Genomic DNA, 14,376 nt, shown 5'->3' with positions numbered 1-14,376 from the left:
CCCTTCACGTTCTGGAAATTGAGGATATCAGGAATCCCGTCCCGCACGTACACGGTGTGGCTGCCCTTCCCGCCCTTCCGGCGAAACCCGAAGGTTTCCGCCGCACGGCAGAGGTCTTTGAACCGCACGTTCTTTGGGTTGTGCTTCAGGTGCTCGTACGTCTCGCGCCGGTTCATGTGGAGCACCCTTGCAAGTATCACCTCGCTTGATCTTCTCCTCGATCAACCTGTCCTGCAATATCCGCATGAGCTCCGGGTTCTCAGGCAGGCCCTTGCCTATCGTCTCCTGTGTGTCCACCCCATTGCGGTGATCGCCGGGCATGTGGGTGAACTCGAAGACCTCACGGTCCCGGAAGAGGGTCTCGTCGTAGCGGAGGGGAGGGGAACACTTCATATCCAGTCTGGAGAAGGGGAATGGTATAAAGGGTGGCCGTGCGCAGGTTGAAAGTGAAGGGGAAAGAGTCCCCCTCACGCCAGTTCGCCGACGGCGTCGGCCCAGGCCTCGACCGCGGTCTTGATCGCGTCGTCCTGGTAGGACGAGAGCCGGACGGTCGTGCGAGTGAAGGTGACGTAGTAGTCGTCACCCGAGGGGCACAGCGGAGGAGATGACCACCCGGATACGTCGGTCAGTATTATCACCACGAAGAGAGATGCTATTCTATCGGTGAGATCATGAGGACGTTCACGGCCGTGCTCTACAGGGAAGAGGATATGTACGTCGCGGAGTGCCCGGAGGTCGGCACCGTCAGCCAGGGTCGGACGGTAGAGGAGGCGGTAGCCAACCTCAAAGAGGCTACGGAGTTGTACTTAGAGGAAGCCCCACACCTCCGGCGTGAGGCTCGTGCATCCGGTGACGGATGCACCGAATTCCCGCTGGAAGACGGGAGAAGGCCGATCATCACGACGTTTGAGGTGACCGAGGGTGCCCGGGCTTAAGCCGGTATCGGGCGAGACCGTGATAAAGATACTCTCGAAGCAGTACGGATTCGTCGTCAGCGGGCAGACCGGGAGCCATGTGCGCCTGTCAAAGGCGACGCCCGGGGGTAAGGTGGGGACAGTCGTCCCGCTGCACGACGAACTGAAGATCGGCACACTCCGCGGGGTTCTGAAGCTGGCAAAGATCGATCCCGACGATTTTGCCCGGTATCTCTGAAAAGGATGCGGAATGATTCCAGAGCGATGCACGTTCTGTAAAGGAACCCTGCAGGAAGGAAAGACCGAGTTCATGGCGCGGGTTGGGGACGAGATCATCGTCATCAGGGATGTCCCGGCCTTCATCTGCGACCGTTGCGGCGAGGCATACTACAGCGCGGAAGTTTCCCGGAAGATCGATGCCGTGATGAAGGACGTCCACAGCGGCAGGCTTTGCTGCCGGCCTCTCGCGGCAGGCGAGGTTGAACTCACCGGGTGAGGCCGGCAGATCCGCCGGGGAGGTACAGTAACTCCTGAACCGGCGACAATACTCTGCCGCCGGTCGCGGCCGGACAAGCGTTTTTTCTACCGAGATTTCTGCATATAGTCCTTACGGTCAGCCTTTTTCTCTTCCCCGTCCTGCTCTCCTCCGGGAGGGTTACCGGGATGACCGACGCAAAGACCACCCGGGAGCTCGTTTACGAGACGAACCGGGATGTGAAGTGGATCTGTAAGATGCGACGGGCCGCAGGGCCGGAGCGGTCGCACCGTTAGGTGCGACTCGCTGCAGAGAATGGAGGCGCAGGACGCGATGGTTCGTTAGAACCGGAGCAGGAGCACCGAAGGTGTGAACGTCCGAAACTTGAAAAACCCGGGGGTTTTGAGGGCGGAGCGGTGAACAGCGCGAGGAAACCCTCCCCGGTTCACTCCAGCGCGTAGCCGTCACTCCGGGAGGAGGCGATCCCGGAGCATCGCCCGAACCAGATCGCGGTACCGGTTCACGACTAAAAGGTCGTCCTGGAGCACCCCGTAGACCTCGTCCAGGTCCAGCCGGCAGTAGAGGTGGACCAGAACATTCCGAAAGCCCGCGAGGTCGGAGAGCCGGGCCCCGAGGTCTTCCGGGATCAGCCCCTCGTCACATAGAGTTGCACTTTCAGTGCAACTGCCTCAGATCTTCGATCTGGGGCAAATGATGAAACTCTCCCGGTAGGTTTCGGGCCGCCGGGAGCTCGAGGCCGCGACCAGGTGGTTGGCGATATCGATCGATGCCTGGATGCTGACGAGGAGCGCATGCAACACCATATTCCTCTTATCGCGGTCGTTTCTCAGATCTTCAAGGGTGATGGATCGGTAACGTTCCCAGTCCCCGGCTGCCTCGTCCAGTTCCCGGAGGTGGGTGAGGACCCCTTCGTCCCTGACCATGCTCAGGCCCTCGTGAGCAGAACCCGGTCGAACCAGTCGAGCGTATCCGCATAATCGAGGTACCGGGAGAGCACGCCCGCCTCGTACCGGATCCTCCGCTCTCTGTCGCGCAAGAATACGGGTCGGCCGCTCTTGATGGCCTCGTACTGGAAAGAGACCGGGGCGGTGTTGAGGATCTTCACGTCAGCCTCAAAACGGTAACAAAACCCTCGCTCAAGTTCCCGCTCGATCTTCCGCGCGAACCGCATCGCCTGGTAGGGGGTGGGTTCGCCGGTGACGAGGATTGCAACGTCCACGTCGCCGAAATCCCCCTGCGAGAACGTTCCGAAGACATACCCCACCTCGATCTCGTCAAATCCGGCGAGGACCGTGCGGATGGTGCGGAGAACCCCATCTTTTCCTTCCGCATCCAGCAGGTGGCGTCGTCTCATATCGTTGTATCTCTTTCTGCATCGCATATCATTCTTTCCCGCTTACCGGCGCAGATCCTCTCCTTCCCGTCGCAGGAGAGGGGCCGACACCCACCATATTCTCGCTCCACCCCGGGGAGGAGGTGCCGGGGACCGGGGTGATGGTGCGTGGTGAAGGCGAGGTGTGCGCAGGATGAACGTGAAGGGGGGTGGTCCCCGGATGCTGGCTGTCCGCAATTGTCCGGATACTGTTACCGGGTTCAGTGCCCGTTCCTCTGATTTTCGGCAGTTTTGCTCGTTGGGTATGGGTTTTACCCTTCTCCCTCAGTCCGGGTTCTGTCCGGGATTGTCCGCAACTGTCCGCAATGACCGGAATGATGGATTGAGCATATATCGCCGCAGTCGCCCCTCCTGTTTCACAGCAATTGTGCTCATTTCGGCAAGAGCGGAGAGATCGCGTCGGGCAGTCCGCGCGGTGCATCCGTAGCTGTTTCCGTACTCTTCTGTCGATATGAGCTGTGACGTTGCGGCAGGGTCAGAGCAGGCGCTGCAGTACCTGTTCAGCCGGGGCGCTCATTGTGGCACTTTTACTCATTGTGGCAATTGTGCACATCAATAAATACCATAATGATCCACAGAGATGCATGTCTTCCGCCACAAGCGATGCCGGCAGCCAGATCAAGCGCATTCCCGTGAAGGAGCCCACCTGGAAGGACCTGCACGACCTCAAAGAAGCCGGAGAGAGCTACGATGAGCTGCTCAGCCGGATGATCCGGCGCGAGCGTGACTATCGCGACTGGAAGATGGTTGTCGAGATCGAGGAGACCGGCGAGTTCGTAGCCTTCGACCCGGACGAGATTCTGCGGGACGACTGAGAGCGTGTTCACCGTTCTGATCGAGAAAAAGGCACGGGAGTTCTTAAAGCGGCTCCCCCCAAAAACCCGACGGATCGTCGTCGAAAAGATCCAGGATCTCTCGGAGGACCCGTTTCCGGGAGGGAACAAGGAAAAACTTGAATGCCCCCATCCCCCCGCAGTCTACCGCCTCCATATCAGCAGATCCTTCACCGTCTTTTACACCATTGAGCACGAGGAGAACACCGTCAGGATCGCGAAGATCATGACAATCGAGAGGGCCCACAAGGAGTACTCGCGCCGTTGAGGTCACGGGCCCCACCGCCCGGTTGACGGTCTTCTGCATGAAGTCCGTCATGGGTGTTACTCCTCACGGCACAACGCTCCGGGTCGTGAGAACCGGCATGTGTTGCGGTGATAATAGCACGTTTTTCGGTCTGGCAGTCTCGCACGAGGCAGAACGGCAGGCCATGTCTTCATCTTCTTTAGAGCAGAAAGCCGGCGAACGGGGTCAGTTTCGGTGTATTCTCTGCTGGTGACGGAATAATGGGGGCTCAAGGGGCGCAAGCAAGCCCCCGACATTAGCCGTGGAGAGTGTCAATCATTCTTTCCCGGGCCGGGATCTCCCGAACCGGGGTTCCGGGTGAGTTTCGTGATGGTGGTCTCGTGGGTTGTCTCTTGTATCCTGCCGTTTCTCCGGATCCCATCAGTTTATTCGTCGTCGATCGGGTTTACGACCTCGAGCGTGCAGATCCCGGAGAAGTCACGTTCATTTCGGGTGACCAGTACGCATTCGTGAGCCAGAGCGGTGGCTGCAATGACCGCGTCGGGGAGTTTCATCCCGCAGGTTCCGGATCTCAGCCTTTAGATCGACGTTTAAGTCTCTGTATATGCCCCGATATCTTCCGGGATCCGGAACCCCAACCCGTTCACCGGCAGGTTTTTCGGGGTTCAGGCTGTCCCAGAGGCCGATGGGCACGATAACGCCGGTCTTTCTTCCTTCTGCATCACAGATGTATCGCACTCCCATGCCGCACACTCCAGAATATGCGTACGTGGGTGCTCCCGGCAGATGATACTTTTCCCGCTCCGATCTCCTCTTCGCTGGGGGGGATATCCTCCGGATCCGATCTCCTCTTTGAGAACATCCACCGCCGCCCGGAAGACAAAACGCCCCCACAGGGAGGAGAGCCGCCCCGATTGCCAGGCTCCTGGTGCAGGGAAAAAGAGCGGGGTGGATGAGTCCCCTTCACGCCAGGGCGGGGACGGTGTTGGCCCAGGCCTCGACCTTGCCTTTGATGGCGTCGTCCTGGTAGGACGAGACCCGGACGGTCCTCCGGGTGAAGGTGACGTAGTAGTCGTCACCGGACCGTGGCACTTGAGCCGGGCGTAGTAGGACTCGCCGGGACATCCCTGACGACAACAATCTCGCCCCCGACCCGTGCAATGAATTCGGTCTTTCCTTCCTGCAGGCTTCCCCTACAGAACGTACACCTCTCTGGAATCATTCCTTCTCCCTCCTTGTTCGCGTATCGATCCAGTGTTCGTCATCCGGCATGTAGGCGGTGATGACCCGGAGATGATCGTTGCAGATCCCGAGCACTCCATGATACGCGTGGTCACGTTAACGACAGTGGTGAAAGGTCTATGTATGATCAGCGCCTATCAGGATTCAATGTCTGTTACGGAGAACATACCCGTATCGGAAGAGACCTATAATCAGATCCTGGATCTCAGGCGCCCGGACGAGACGCTCAACGACACGCTCGCGAGACTGGTGGAGAAAGTAAAAAAGCAGAGACTCACGGATGATATCGAAGAAGTCATGGCCCGCGATGAGTTCGTGGAGCTGGACCTGTGACATTCCGCCTCATGGCGGATGAGCGTGCACTCAATTTTTTAAATTCTCTCGATGCCAAAGACCAACGGGTTATCAAAGCCAAACTGAAAATTCTACGGGATAATCCTTATCCCGGTTCGGATGGGGACAAAGAAAAACTTCATACCAATAAAAAGCGTGAATCGTACCGACTCCACATCGCACGTACGTTCACCGTAATCTACAACATCAGTTCAGACGAAAAACTCGTTTATATCACCCACATCATGCCCATCGAAAAAGCACATCGAAGATATGGGCGCATTTGAACTACCCGGGGCAAACTCCCACGCGATATCCCCCGGGGACACTGCGGTTCGGTCGATACTCCGGGACCGCCTCCTCCCGGAGTGACGGCCGGGAGATACTCCACCTGTGCGCTATCCCCCCGTCCCTTCTTTTCCCGACATATCGCCGGAACCGTCTGATATCCCGGCGGTCGAAAGAGGGCCTGATCAGCACCGATCTTGCTATACGCGATCCTCGGGAGATCCCTTACGGCTGGCCCCTTTTGATTCCCCGGCCTCATTGAGCATTGATCTGATCCCCTGCTTAAGGGGCGGGAGATCATCCTGTATAGTCAGGAACACGGCTTCGTAATCCACACCGAAGTAATGGTGGACGATCTTATCCCGCATCCCGGCTGCCTCCCTCCAGGGAATCTCCGGGTGCTCCCTGCGTAACTCCGGCGAGACCATCTTTGCCGCCTCGCCGATGATAGTCAGCATGCGCTCGATCCCAGCGCGTTCCAGCCGTCGGTCCCTGAGTTCCTCTACCGACGAGATGCCTTCGGAGAACTCCTCGATGCTGATTATAGCGTCAAGGATGTGACGGAGATACGCGAGGTCTTCCGGCATCATAGATCACCACGGCATCACGGTAGATTGCATCGGCAAGGTAGGGGCTCACGGCGTTCTCGGTGACGAGGTCCACCTTCATGTGGAGCGCCCGGGTGAGTTCATCCTCGATGCGGATGAGCGAAAAGAGGCTTTTTTTGCGGGCGAACGTGACCAGGATATCGATATCGCTAGCCGGGCCGGCATCCCCCCGTGCATACGAGCCAAAGATCGCGATCCATTCGGCATCGTTTTTGGTGAGTATCGCGACGATGGTTTCGCGTACCGTCCTGGTTAATGTGCATCCCACCATTTTGACCGTACCTGTATGCTGGTTGGTATGACGCTCACCTGTATCAGTCTTTTGAAGGGTGATGCCGGCCGCGCCGGAGGGTGTGAGTGATGAGTTCTCGTCCTATCCATCCTGTCGGCAATCTGCCACGCAAAAAACCCAGAGCCTCGATAGGTGCAAGAGGATTCCTGCAGTGCTTTACGATCAAACAGGCAGAAAGCCCACGACTTGAGTCGTGGGAGCAGTCACCACAAGCAGGAAGTTTGATGGGACCTTCACGCCGTCGGTTTCTTCCCGACGCCAACCGGATCGCCTGCATCGCCTTCTCCAGGTCATCCGCAAGAGGGGCCCGGAGTCCGGCCGCGTGCTCACACTATCAGGTATTCCATCTCCAGCAATTTCTGATAATCCATATACATATGGACCGGATCGGTGGATCTTCTGGTTGCTCGTTTGAACCCGAATTTCTCGTAGAACCCCACGGATTCCTGTTTTGAATCCACTGTGATGATCCTGCACCCGACATATTTTGATATATTCATCGTGAGCGCCAGAACCTCGCCGAGCATCAGAAACCCGATACCGATTCGTTGATATTTTGAGGAGGTTGCCAGTCGGGCGATCTTGAGAGCCGGGTATTTCCGGTAGGGGTACCCTCGTTTCCCGTCCTCCGGGGCTACCTGCTTGACATCGATGCAGTCGGTGACGAGGGTGAAAAATCCGACCAATTCAGAGTCGATATACGCAAGATGGGTTACCGACAGCCGCTCTTCCTGATGTTCCCTTGAATCCTCGATCAAGAACTCATCCAGATCGGTATGACCGCACCTGAAGGCTGATACATCCAGGTCCCTGGAAAGCGGTAAAAAATGGAGTTCCGGGAGAGGCATATCCTCACAGACGCTGATGTTGCGCTCTGTGCGCCGCAAACCGGATCAGTTTCCGCGCGTCGTCGGTATAGGTGGGCCTCTCCATGTACTCATGGAAACGCCGGGCATCTTCGCCCTCAAGGGTAAGCCCAAGTTCGATTGGTTTCGCCATTGTCACTCCACCTCTGGATACGATATAATAATCGTGGCTACCACAAATAGGTTTCGTCAGGTCCCCGGGTTACCTTTCTCCGAGCTTTCCGGCTCCACTCATCACCCCGGATGCAGGGGATCTGTGCATTGGTGAATCTCCTTACCCAGGTTGTGCAGAGACCATAGCACTGCCGGCGAGCGTTCCCTCTCCGGTTCTGCCGAACCATTCGCCGTTTGACCGTGGATGACATCGTCCCCACCGGGTGTCGTATGTCGCGCCTGATGGTGCTCCCGCTCCGGCGGACCATCGCGTCTCCACCCTCAATCCGGTAGCGCCCGGCCTCGACGGAGATCCTGAGCGGTCCATCCATGCCGTGGCTGAAGGTACCCACCTCCCGGGTCATGGCCGCCCCCGCTCGATGCCGGCCGTATACTGGTGGTTCCAGGTCCCCGGTGGACATGGATCTCGCGAAAGGTTCCCCAATACCGCCGGATCCCATCCGACTTTGAGCCACTCTGGCGAGGCATCTTCCGTTCTACCGGATCACCTCATCCCGCCCGTTCCACCCCCGGACGAGCCTTGCGTACCACGGATCACAGGGGTCTCCAACGAGCGGTAGAGCCTCGCCGCAGACATGCCGGGTTCGACCTTCGTCCGGTGGTCGAGGGGGCCGGGCAGAGACTCTTGCAACATGGGCCCACGCTTTGTACCTGTTTTCAGCACGTTGCAGCCGGCGATGCCACTCAAAGGGTGGCGTTGGGGCGTTCGATCCTGATTTCCACCCCGCGGAGGTGGTATCGTGAGATCTCTTCCGGCATTCTGGCTTTCGCGCACACCCGCACACCCACTCACCCCGGCGCCGGTACCGGGGGCTGTGTGCGTGTTTTGCTGTACTTCAGTACTAAGAGAGAGACGCATCTCTCTATCTGTACAGGTACTGCTGGAACCGGCCCCTTCCCCGGCCGTTCGATCTTCGCGGCCGGTGCTGGAATCCTGTGGTAAACCTGCTGCAACGTTGCAACCTTCGATGCTCCCGCTCCGGTTATGAACCTGTCGCGAGGTGTAATCGTCGGACCAGGGTTTGATAACTTATTGTCCTCCGGGAGGGTTACCTGGATGACCGATGCAAAGACCACCCGGGAGCTGGTTTACGAGACGAACCGGGATGTGAAGTGGATCTGTAAGATGCTGCAGCGGATGGAGGCGCAGGACGAGGAGTTTGAGAGCCGGATCCGGGCGCTGGAAGGCTGGCGGGCGGAGAAGGCCGGCGAGGAGAGGAGGGTTTCCACGATCAGCGCCGGGGCCGGCGGGGTCGTCGGCGGGGCGGTGGTGGCGGTGATTGTGAAGGTGCTCGGCGGGGGGTGAGGGAGATCGCAGGCAAGGTTGCCATGAGATGGCGACTTCACAACCTGCACACATTTCGGGCCGAAGAATGCGACGGGAATGTGATAGTCACATTCTGGGTCACATTTACACCACCTGCGATGGGCATTACAAGTTCTGAGCGACACGGCAACACATAACAACTATATAATTCATACCATTACACTACAGCACATCCGGGGCAGCCTGACCCCGACAAATGGAGTTGATGACCGTGGAGTTTACTCTGGATGAGATCGCCGATAGTCTCCCCCACCTGGGTGTGGCAATCCTGCATCTGCTGCATGCAGGAGGTAACTCTGCCGTTCGGGGAGATGTTCTATTCCAGAAAGAACTCTTCCTCATCGGAGATTACATAGAACAGGTAGGAGACGACGCGGATTTCACCCCCCATATATTTGGGCCGTATAGTGAGGCCGCCGAGGTTGCGCTTGGCGAACTTATCTCCCTGGGCCTTGTCAGGAGATCTGAAGGAGGCTATACCCTCACTCCCGATGGGGTCAGGGTCTGGGAGAAGGTGTGCTCCGTGTTCCACACCGAGGAGTCCGGAGCAATTGAAGATTTCAAGGTCTTTATCAACGACCTCAGCGTGGATGAGGTTCTCCTCTTCGTCTACATCACCTATCCTGAATATACCCGTGAGTCTGCAAGACTTCGTGATATCCTGAAAAAGAGAGTCCCGCTCTCGGCGTCGCTGTACCGAAAAGGGAAAGTGAGCCTTGAGAAAGCCGCGTTTCTTGCGGGGATGAATATAGAGTCGTACCTTGATTACCTTAAGAGGTAACACATGAAGATCTTTGACACGTCATCCATTGTCTGCATATTCCGCGAAGTACAGTATCCGAAAATTCTGGATGCCTGCAAAGATCTTGGGTACCGGCTCAGTATCACCCCTCAGGTGTACGAGGAGATCATGGAGAATCCCGAGACATTTCAACATCTTGAAGCGTACGGGAATGTTGAGATCGTACCGGATGGCGACACTGAATGTTACAAGAAGCTCGCTAAACGCTACCCCTGGCTGCACAAAGGGGAACTCAGTGTCCTCTGTGCCGGCGTTGCCATAGAGCAGGACAAAAAGCGGTGTTATTGCGTCATCGATGAACGGGCCCGGAACTTGCGGGATAAACTGCAGATCCGGGTGACGGGCACTGTCGGGCTCATACTCTGGGAAAGAGAACGGCTTGCCCTGACAGGTGGGGAGTGCCATGATCTCTACAACAGGTTTCTGCAATCGTCATTCCATATTAAAAAAGAGGTCCTGCAGGGGTTGTTAAAGTGACGAGAGAAGTCCGAATTACCGACTACGCGTGTGCGGATGATACCGACCTGAGGTCGCTCTCCGCCGACATCGGGCCGGGAAAGATCGTAACGCCAGTAAAGACGATAAATCCCCGTGACTTCTACGCTGACACTGATTTTCCTCGAAACCTGACGAACCTCCACGAGACATATCTCAAGTTCGATGACGAGAGCCTGCATCGCATGGATGAGGACAAGGCGTACTCCATGCAGAAGAACAAGGATATCAGCAGAAATAGGAAGAAAGCACATCACTCTCCGGCCCTCTGTTTTGTGGAGTTCAAGACCCGCGGGCAGGGAGACCGTTACCCTACCGCACATGAGATAGACGTCCTGACAAACGCCGCCTACTCGTACTCGGATATCACGCCCATTCCATCCGTCCCAAAGATGGCACGCTCTATTAACAGAGAGAATTTCGGGGAACTTTTACAGTATCTCTCATCCTGCATCGAGACCATCGAGGTGCGGAACAAAAAATGCATCCTTGGGTATATATCTTCAGTTACCGCCCTCTATACGCAGAAGATTGTTGATTTCTACCTGGATCATGGGATCAATGCGTACTACATCGATTTCGACGGGACGATGGTCCAGAGCCACCTCGACTCCCTGAACGCACTCAAGCGGCGGCTTGCGGCAAGGGGATATGAGGAGAATAACTTTCTCTCCTACATCAACGTCAGCTTCGGGAAGGCCATCAACGACCAGAACGTCCTGTCAGCCCGAGATCTTCTCGCCTATGGGTATGGCCTGGACTGCCTCGGCGGCAACCATGTCGGGCCGAAGAGGAACCCCGAGTTCTACGAGTGGCTGAAGACGCAGAAGTCGATCGCCCGGAACACGACACGCCTGCTGAACATACGGGACTACGGCTACTACAGGGCCGACCTCCTCGGTGAGGCGGCCAGAGGCATCTACCCGGAGGGTGCCCTGATCAAGTACGAGGAGAGCCTCTCTGCGACTGCAAGCCGGCAGAAGAGGTTGCTGCAGATCGTCAACATGCAGCAACAGTGCCTGGAGGCTGAAGCTCTGAGAGGTGTTATCGATGAGTCGGGGGATGCGTCCCTGGACTACTTTTCGTCGAAGAGGAATGTCGTGAAGGGTGATCTCAAGGGCCTTGCAAGACGGGGCGGCGGTAAGTGATTCTCCTTGGGTGAGGGTCTGGCGTCGTCTCCCGTTCCCGGCAGGGTCCGCCGTGCTTGAAGCCTCACCGGCCTCTTTGCGGTGAAGCGCGATATCTGCAAGGAGGCTGTCGGATCTTCCGCAGCCGATCGCGACACGTCCGTCAGCCAGAATCGCCCCTCTGCTAACAGTAAAAAAGGTTCTGGCTGATCCGGGAGCGGATCCAGATCGGCACGCTAATATAATCAAAACATGAAGATCGCATAACATTCGTATACTCGCCGCACCCTATAAATATGGCATCTACGATTATGCCATGAACCCACCGGAGACTTGATGTATGGATGAATTTGACGGCGTCCTCGTTATGCTGAAGGCAGCTGGGGGTCGGATCCCGGGCCGGACTGCGATCCAGAAGTTGGGGTATTTCTCGACGATTCCGGGCGCCATCGGGGCGCACTATCGCCCTCACTACTACGGCCCCTACAGCGCAGACATTGCCGGCGCGATCCAGGCCCTCGTCTCCTACGGCTTCATCGAGGAGAGGGTGGAGACACCCGTCGCTCCCGGATCCGCAGCGGCACCCGACTGGAAGCGCTACACCTACAGCCTCACCGCAGACGGCGAGAGATTGGTCCAGAGGCTGGAAAAGGAGCACGCCTTGGAGTTCAGGGAGATAGAAGAGATCGTCAGCATCTGCAGGGATACCGCGAACCTCGACTCCAAGACGCTCTCATGGGCCGCGAAGGTCCACTACATCCAGACGCTGGAGCAGAGGGACCTTTCGCATGACGAGATCCGGGAGATTGCCAGAACTCTGAACTGGGATCTCACAGAGGACCAGATCAACCGAGGAGTGAACCTCCTCACGAGCCTTCATCTTTCATGACGGGGGAGTTGCACGTTCACGTTCGAGACGCATGTTAGGGACCCGCTCTATGGGTACATCGGGCTTACCGCGGACGAACTCCACCTTTTAGATACCCGCCCCTTACAGAGATTGCGCAGGATCAAGCAGCTTGCCAACGCACACCTGGTCTATCCGGCCGCGTGCCACACCCGCTTCGAACACTCCCTCGGCGTCCTGCACTGCGCCACCCTCATGGCGCGGCAACTGGAGATCGAGGGCGACGACCTTACGACCCTTCGTTACGCCGCCCTGCTCCACGACGTCGGCCACGGGCCGTTCTCCCACGTCTTTGAGGCGCCCATGAGGGAGGTCAACGGGAAGGATGCTACGCATGAGGCGATCACGCGCCGGATCATACAGGAGGACGAAGAGATCACCCCGATCCTCGGCGAAGCGGCCGAAGATGTCGTCGCCGTCCTCTCGGAGGACCGGAACGGTATCCTCCACCAGATTATATCCGGAAACATCGATGCCGACAAGCTGGACTACCTCCGGCGGGACTCCTACCACACCGGCGTGGCCTACGGGAACTTCGACCTCGAACGTGTTCGCCATACGCTCCGAAAGACCAAAAAGACCCGGTTCCGGCAACGCGAGGATCTCGCGGTCCATGAGAAAGGTATCGATGCCATCGAGAGTTTCAGGCTGGCGCGGTTCCTGATGTACGCTCAGGTCTACTACCACCACACGAATGTCGTGGCAAACGGGATGCTCCAGCGGGCAATCAGGGTTGCCATCCGGGACCGCGTCGTAGATGCAGAGAAGCTTCGGAATGGGAAGGACGACTTCCTCGAGCGCTACCTTGCTCTTGACGATGCACGGCTGCTTGCACAGGTACTCACCAGACCGGAGAGCACCGCGGCCGACCTTGTCATGAGACTGGAGAGGAGGGACCTCTTCAAACGCGGATATGAGTCCAACGTCTCGCAGGAGGAGGATTACCTTCTCCGGTACCAGCTCGGGACAAAGTTCACTCCAGAACGAGCGCAGACGATTGAGAGGGCGGTAGCAGAGGAGTGCGGATGCGATCCCGATTACATCGTTGCCGACCTGGTGAAGATCGAGAACTCGCTCTTCAAGTCAGCCTCCACCCTCCTTGAGGAGGATAAGTTCCCGTTCCTGATCGAGAGGAAGGACGGGACGGTCACCGAGATTGACTCGTTCTCGACGCTCACCTATAACGGCGAACCCCGGACGATCTTCTACCTCTTCTGCCCGGAGGAGCACCGGGAGATGGTGCAGGAGCGTGCCGGGGAGATCATCGCCGGGACGATTGGGTAGGAATGGCAGAGTTCCGTCTGCGAGTTACGGCAGAATGGTGACCTGTGCTCTCCTCAGCCACTTCACAAAGAGAGTTCTCAGTTCAGTGCCAACCCGAATATCCGGTCTCCGATGGGTTCCAGGTCAAACTCCGGCGGCTTACCCTTTGCCCAGGGGATGACCCCCAGATCCAGCATCCACCTCCCGATTACTGCACTCCTGAGTTCAGGGCAGGTTGTCCAGAATTTTTCAGACAGTGACACGTCGACAACCTCGCCGTTATCGAGCACGACCTCCACCGAGCCCCAGCTCCTCGGGAAGTGGCGGTCGCGATCACGGCGTTTGATCCCGACACCGTACCCTGCGCCGGTGCGATTGTTTGCCGAACCTTTAGACCAGCCAGACACTTTCATAGTTCTTCTCTGGGCAAGTAGAGAAAATAAACATCTGGTCGGTTATGACTGTGAGGAGTATAGACCAACCGTTACAATAATGTAACATACCCTCGTTTGATGCAAGCGCATGTTTCGGGGACAACCACCTTTAATGCCCTGTTCACGACGAAGAAGCCCCCCCGGGGTCGATCCTGGCCGCCGGGGTTGGCCGGGTTACCCCTTTGCACCCCCTTTTGCACCCTGATTTGCACCACGATGATTGGGGGAGGATTTCCGGTCCCCCCGCCAGGCAAATTCAGAAAGCCCTAAACCGCTCCTCATCATAGATTCTTCATGCGCTACATCGTCACCGGCGGGGCCGGCTTCATCGGCTC

General features: G+C 57.5%; 24 protein-coding genes and 1 pseudogene. 13 read left to right on the top strand and 12 right to left on the bottom strand.

Translation table 11 applies throughout. The features are described 5' to 3' along the window. The coding region (locus BRA49_RS05040) for a type II toxin-antitoxin system HicA family toxin (RefSeq protein ID WP_292384060.1) at positions 1-200 on the bottom strand (200 nt) is incomplete at its 3' end. Positions 201-467: 267 nt separating this feature from the next. Further along, the gene (locus tag BRA49_RS05035; protein ID WP_214076892.1) at positions 468-641 is read right to left on the bottom strand and encodes a hypothetical protein; all 174 of its coding nucleotides are present in this window, start codon (positions 639-641) and stop codon (positions 468-470) included. 30 nt (positions 642-671) lie between these two features. Here BRA49_RS05035 and BRA49_RS05030 point away from each other — a divergent pair, with 30 nt between their 5' ends. The 3 genes from BRA49_RS05030 to BRA49_RS05020 are packed head-to-tail and all read left to right on the top strand — an operon-like array spanning position 672 to position 1,410. Then, positions 672-935: a type II toxin-antitoxin system HicB family antitoxin gene (locus BRA49_RS05030; protein ID WP_292384059.1), complete on the top strand. Its 264-nt coding sequence runs from the start codon at positions 672-674 to the stop codon at positions 933-935. Continuing rightward, positions 922-1,152, top strand: a complete 231-nt coding sequence (locus BRA49_RS05025; RefSeq protein WP_214076879.1) for a type II toxin-antitoxin system HicA family toxin — start codon at positions 922-924, stop codon at positions 1,150-1,152. The genes BRA49_RS05030 and BRA49_RS05025 overlap by 14 nt, the downstream gene beginning before the upstream one ends. A 12-nt stretch (positions 1,153-1,164) precedes the next feature. Beyond that, on the top strand, positions 1,165-1,410 hold the full coding sequence (locus BRA49_RS05020) for a type II toxin-antitoxin system MqsA family antitoxin (RefSeq protein ID WP_214076880.1): 246 nt from the start codon (positions 1,165-1,167) through the stop codon (positions 1,408-1,410). A gap of 443 nt (positions 1,411-1,853) precedes the next feature. Here the strand turns inward: BRA49_RS05020 and hepT are convergent. Both hepT and BRA49_RS05010 read right to left on the bottom strand, forming a co-directional pair. Continuing rightward, positions 1,854-2,333 (bottom strand): annotated as a pseudogene (hepT, locus tag BRA49_RS05015) (type VII toxin-antitoxin system HepT family RNase toxin). 2 nt (positions 2,334-2,335) lie between these two features. Beyond that, complete coding sequence (locus BRA49_RS05010; RefSeq protein ID WP_292384056.1) at positions 2,336-2,764, bottom strand: nucleotidyltransferase domain-containing protein; 429 nt, start codon at positions 2,762-2,764, stop codon at positions 2,336-2,338. A 623-nt stretch (positions 2,765-3,387) separates the two neighbouring features. On the opposite strand from BRA49_RS05010, the gene BRA49_RS05005 reads away from it, so the two are divergent. Together BRA49_RS05005 and BRA49_RS05000 are read left to right on the top strand one after the other, a co-directional pair. Next, positions 3,388-3,618: a hypothetical protein gene (locus tag BRA49_RS05005; RefSeq protein ID WP_214076882.1), complete on the top strand. Its 231-nt coding sequence runs from the start codon at positions 3,388-3,390 to the stop codon at positions 3,616-3,618. A gap of 4 nt (positions 3,619-3,622) precedes the next feature. Beyond that, entirely contained in the window at positions 3,623-3,904 is a 282-nt protein-coding gene (locus tag BRA49_RS05000) for a type II toxin-antitoxin system RelE family toxin (RefSeq protein WP_214076883.1), read from the top strand. Positions 3,905-4,308: 404 nt separating this feature from the next. Here BRA49_RS05000 and BRA49_RS04995 read toward each other — a convergent pair whose 3' ends face one another. The 3 genes from BRA49_RS04995 to BRA49_RS04985 form a co-directional block, all read right to left on the bottom strand. Further along, positions 4,309-4,437 carry a hypothetical protein gene (locus BRA49_RS04995; RefSeq protein ID WP_292384053.1) on the bottom strand — a complete coding sequence of 43 codons (129 nt, stop codon included), beginning with the start codon at positions 4,435-4,437 and terminating at the stop codon, positions 4,309-4,311. Between the two features lie 409 nt (positions 4,438-4,846). Further along, positions 4,847-4,975 carry a hypothetical protein gene (locus BRA49_RS04990; RefSeq protein ID WP_292384051.1) on the bottom strand — a complete coding sequence of 43 codons (129 nt, stop codon included), beginning with the start codon at positions 4,973-4,975 and terminating at the stop codon, positions 4,847-4,849. Beyond that, positions 4,959-5,105 carry a YgiT-type zinc finger protein gene (locus BRA49_RS04985; protein WP_214076884.1) on the bottom strand — a complete coding sequence of 49 codons (147 nt, stop codon included), beginning with the start codon at positions 5,103-5,105 and terminating at the stop codon, positions 4,959-4,961. Before BRA49_RS04985 ends, BRA49_RS04990 begins: the two co-directional genes overlap by 17 nt. Positions 5,106-5,176: 71 nt before the next feature. Between BRA49_RS04985 and BRA49_RS04980 the strand changes: the two genes are divergently transcribed. Both BRA49_RS04980 and BRA49_RS04975 read left to right on the top strand, forming a co-directional pair. Beyond that, complete coding sequence (locus BRA49_RS04980) at positions 5,177-5,458, top strand: hypothetical protein (RefSeq protein WP_292384050.1); 282 nt, start codon at positions 5,177-5,179, stop codon at positions 5,456-5,458. Next, positions 5,455-5,745 (top strand): type II toxin-antitoxin system RelE family toxin, encoded by a 291-nt coding sequence (locus BRA49_RS04975; protein ID WP_214076886.1) that lies wholly within the window; start codon positions 5,455-5,457, stop codon positions 5,743-5,745. The genes BRA49_RS04980 and BRA49_RS04975 overlap by 4 nt, the downstream gene beginning before the upstream one ends. Before the next feature lie 201 nt (positions 5,746-5,946). On the opposite strand, the gene BRA49_RS04970 is transcribed toward BRA49_RS04975, so the two are convergent. The 4 genes from BRA49_RS04970 to BRA49_RS04955 form a co-directional block, all read right to left on the bottom strand. Beyond that, positions 5,947-6,333 (bottom strand): DUF86 domain-containing protein, encoded by a 387-nt coding sequence (locus BRA49_RS04970; protein WP_292384047.1) that lies wholly within the window; start codon positions 6,331-6,333, stop codon positions 5,947-5,949. Beyond that, positions 6,296-6,625 (bottom strand): type VII toxin-antitoxin system MntA family adenylyltransferase antitoxin, encoded by a 330-nt coding sequence (gene mntA / locus BRA49_RS04965; RefSeq protein ID WP_214076888.1) that lies wholly within the window; start codon positions 6,623-6,625, stop codon positions 6,296-6,298. The genes BRA49_RS04970 and mntA overlap by 38 nt, the downstream gene beginning before the upstream one ends. 347 nt (positions 6,626-6,972) lie before the next feature. Beyond that, the gene (locus tag BRA49_RS04960) at positions 6,973-7,494 is read right to left on the bottom strand and encodes a GNAT family N-acetyltransferase (protein WP_292384044.1); all 522 of its coding nucleotides are present in this window, start codon (positions 7,492-7,494) and stop codon (positions 6,973-6,975) included. A 4-nt stretch (positions 7,495-7,498) separates the two neighbouring features. Further along, positions 7,499-7,645, bottom strand: coding sequence for a hypothetical protein (locus BRA49_RS04955; RefSeq protein WP_214076819.1), 147 nt, complete (start codon positions 7,643-7,645; stop codon positions 7,499-7,501). A 1,098-nt stretch (positions 7,646-8,743) separates the two neighbouring features. Here BRA49_RS04955 and BRA49_RS04950 point away from each other — a divergent pair. From BRA49_RS04950 to BRA49_RS04925, 6 genes are all read left to right on the top strand, one after another. After that, complete coding sequence (locus BRA49_RS04950) at positions 8,744-8,992, top strand: hypothetical protein (protein WP_214076820.1); 249 nt, start codon at positions 8,744-8,746, stop codon at positions 8,990-8,992. 226 nt (positions 8,993-9,218) lie between these two features. Further along, positions 9,219-9,794, top strand: a complete 576-nt coding sequence (locus tag BRA49_RS04945) for a hypothetical protein (RefSeq protein WP_292384040.1) — start codon at positions 9,219-9,221, stop codon at positions 9,792-9,794. Between the two features lie 3 nt (positions 9,795-9,797). Further along, complete coding sequence (locus tag BRA49_RS04940) at positions 9,798-10,292, top strand: hypothetical protein (RefSeq protein WP_292384038.1); 495 nt, start codon at positions 9,798-9,800, stop codon at positions 10,290-10,292. Beyond that, the gene (locus BRA49_RS04935) at positions 10,289-11,458 is read left to right on the top strand and encodes a hypothetical protein (RefSeq protein WP_292384036.1); all 1,170 of its coding nucleotides are present in this window, start codon (positions 10,289-10,291) and stop codon (positions 11,456-11,458) included. Before BRA49_RS04940 ends, BRA49_RS04935 begins: the two co-directional genes overlap by 4 nt. 319 nt (positions 11,459-11,777) lie before the next feature. Next, positions 11,778-12,326 carry a hypothetical protein gene (locus BRA49_RS04930; protein ID WP_292384034.1) on the top strand — a complete coding sequence of 183 codons (549 nt, stop codon included), beginning with the start codon at positions 11,778-11,780 and terminating at the stop codon, positions 12,324-12,326. A gap of 111 nt (positions 12,327-12,437) precedes the next feature. After that, positions 12,438-13,628, top strand: a complete 1,191-nt coding sequence (locus BRA49_RS04925; RefSeq protein WP_292384032.1) for an HD domain-containing protein — start codon at positions 12,438-12,440, stop codon at positions 13,626-13,628. A 77-nt stretch (positions 13,629-13,705) separates the two neighbouring features. On the opposite strand, the gene BRA49_RS04920 is transcribed toward BRA49_RS04925, so the two are convergent. After that, complete coding sequence (locus BRA49_RS04920; RefSeq protein ID WP_292384030.1) at positions 13,706-14,020, bottom strand: hypothetical protein; 315 nt, start codon at positions 14,018-14,020, stop codon at positions 13,706-13,708. Positions 14,021-14,376 lie beyond the last annotated feature (356 nt).

The sequence above is a fragment of the Methanoculleus sp. UBA430 genome (genome assembly GCF_002506585.1).
Taxonomy (GTDB): Archaea; Halobacteriota; Methanomicrobia; order Methanomicrobiales; family Methanoculleaceae; genus Methanoculleus.
This window is presented reverse-complemented; position numbering and strand designations above follow the sequence as displayed.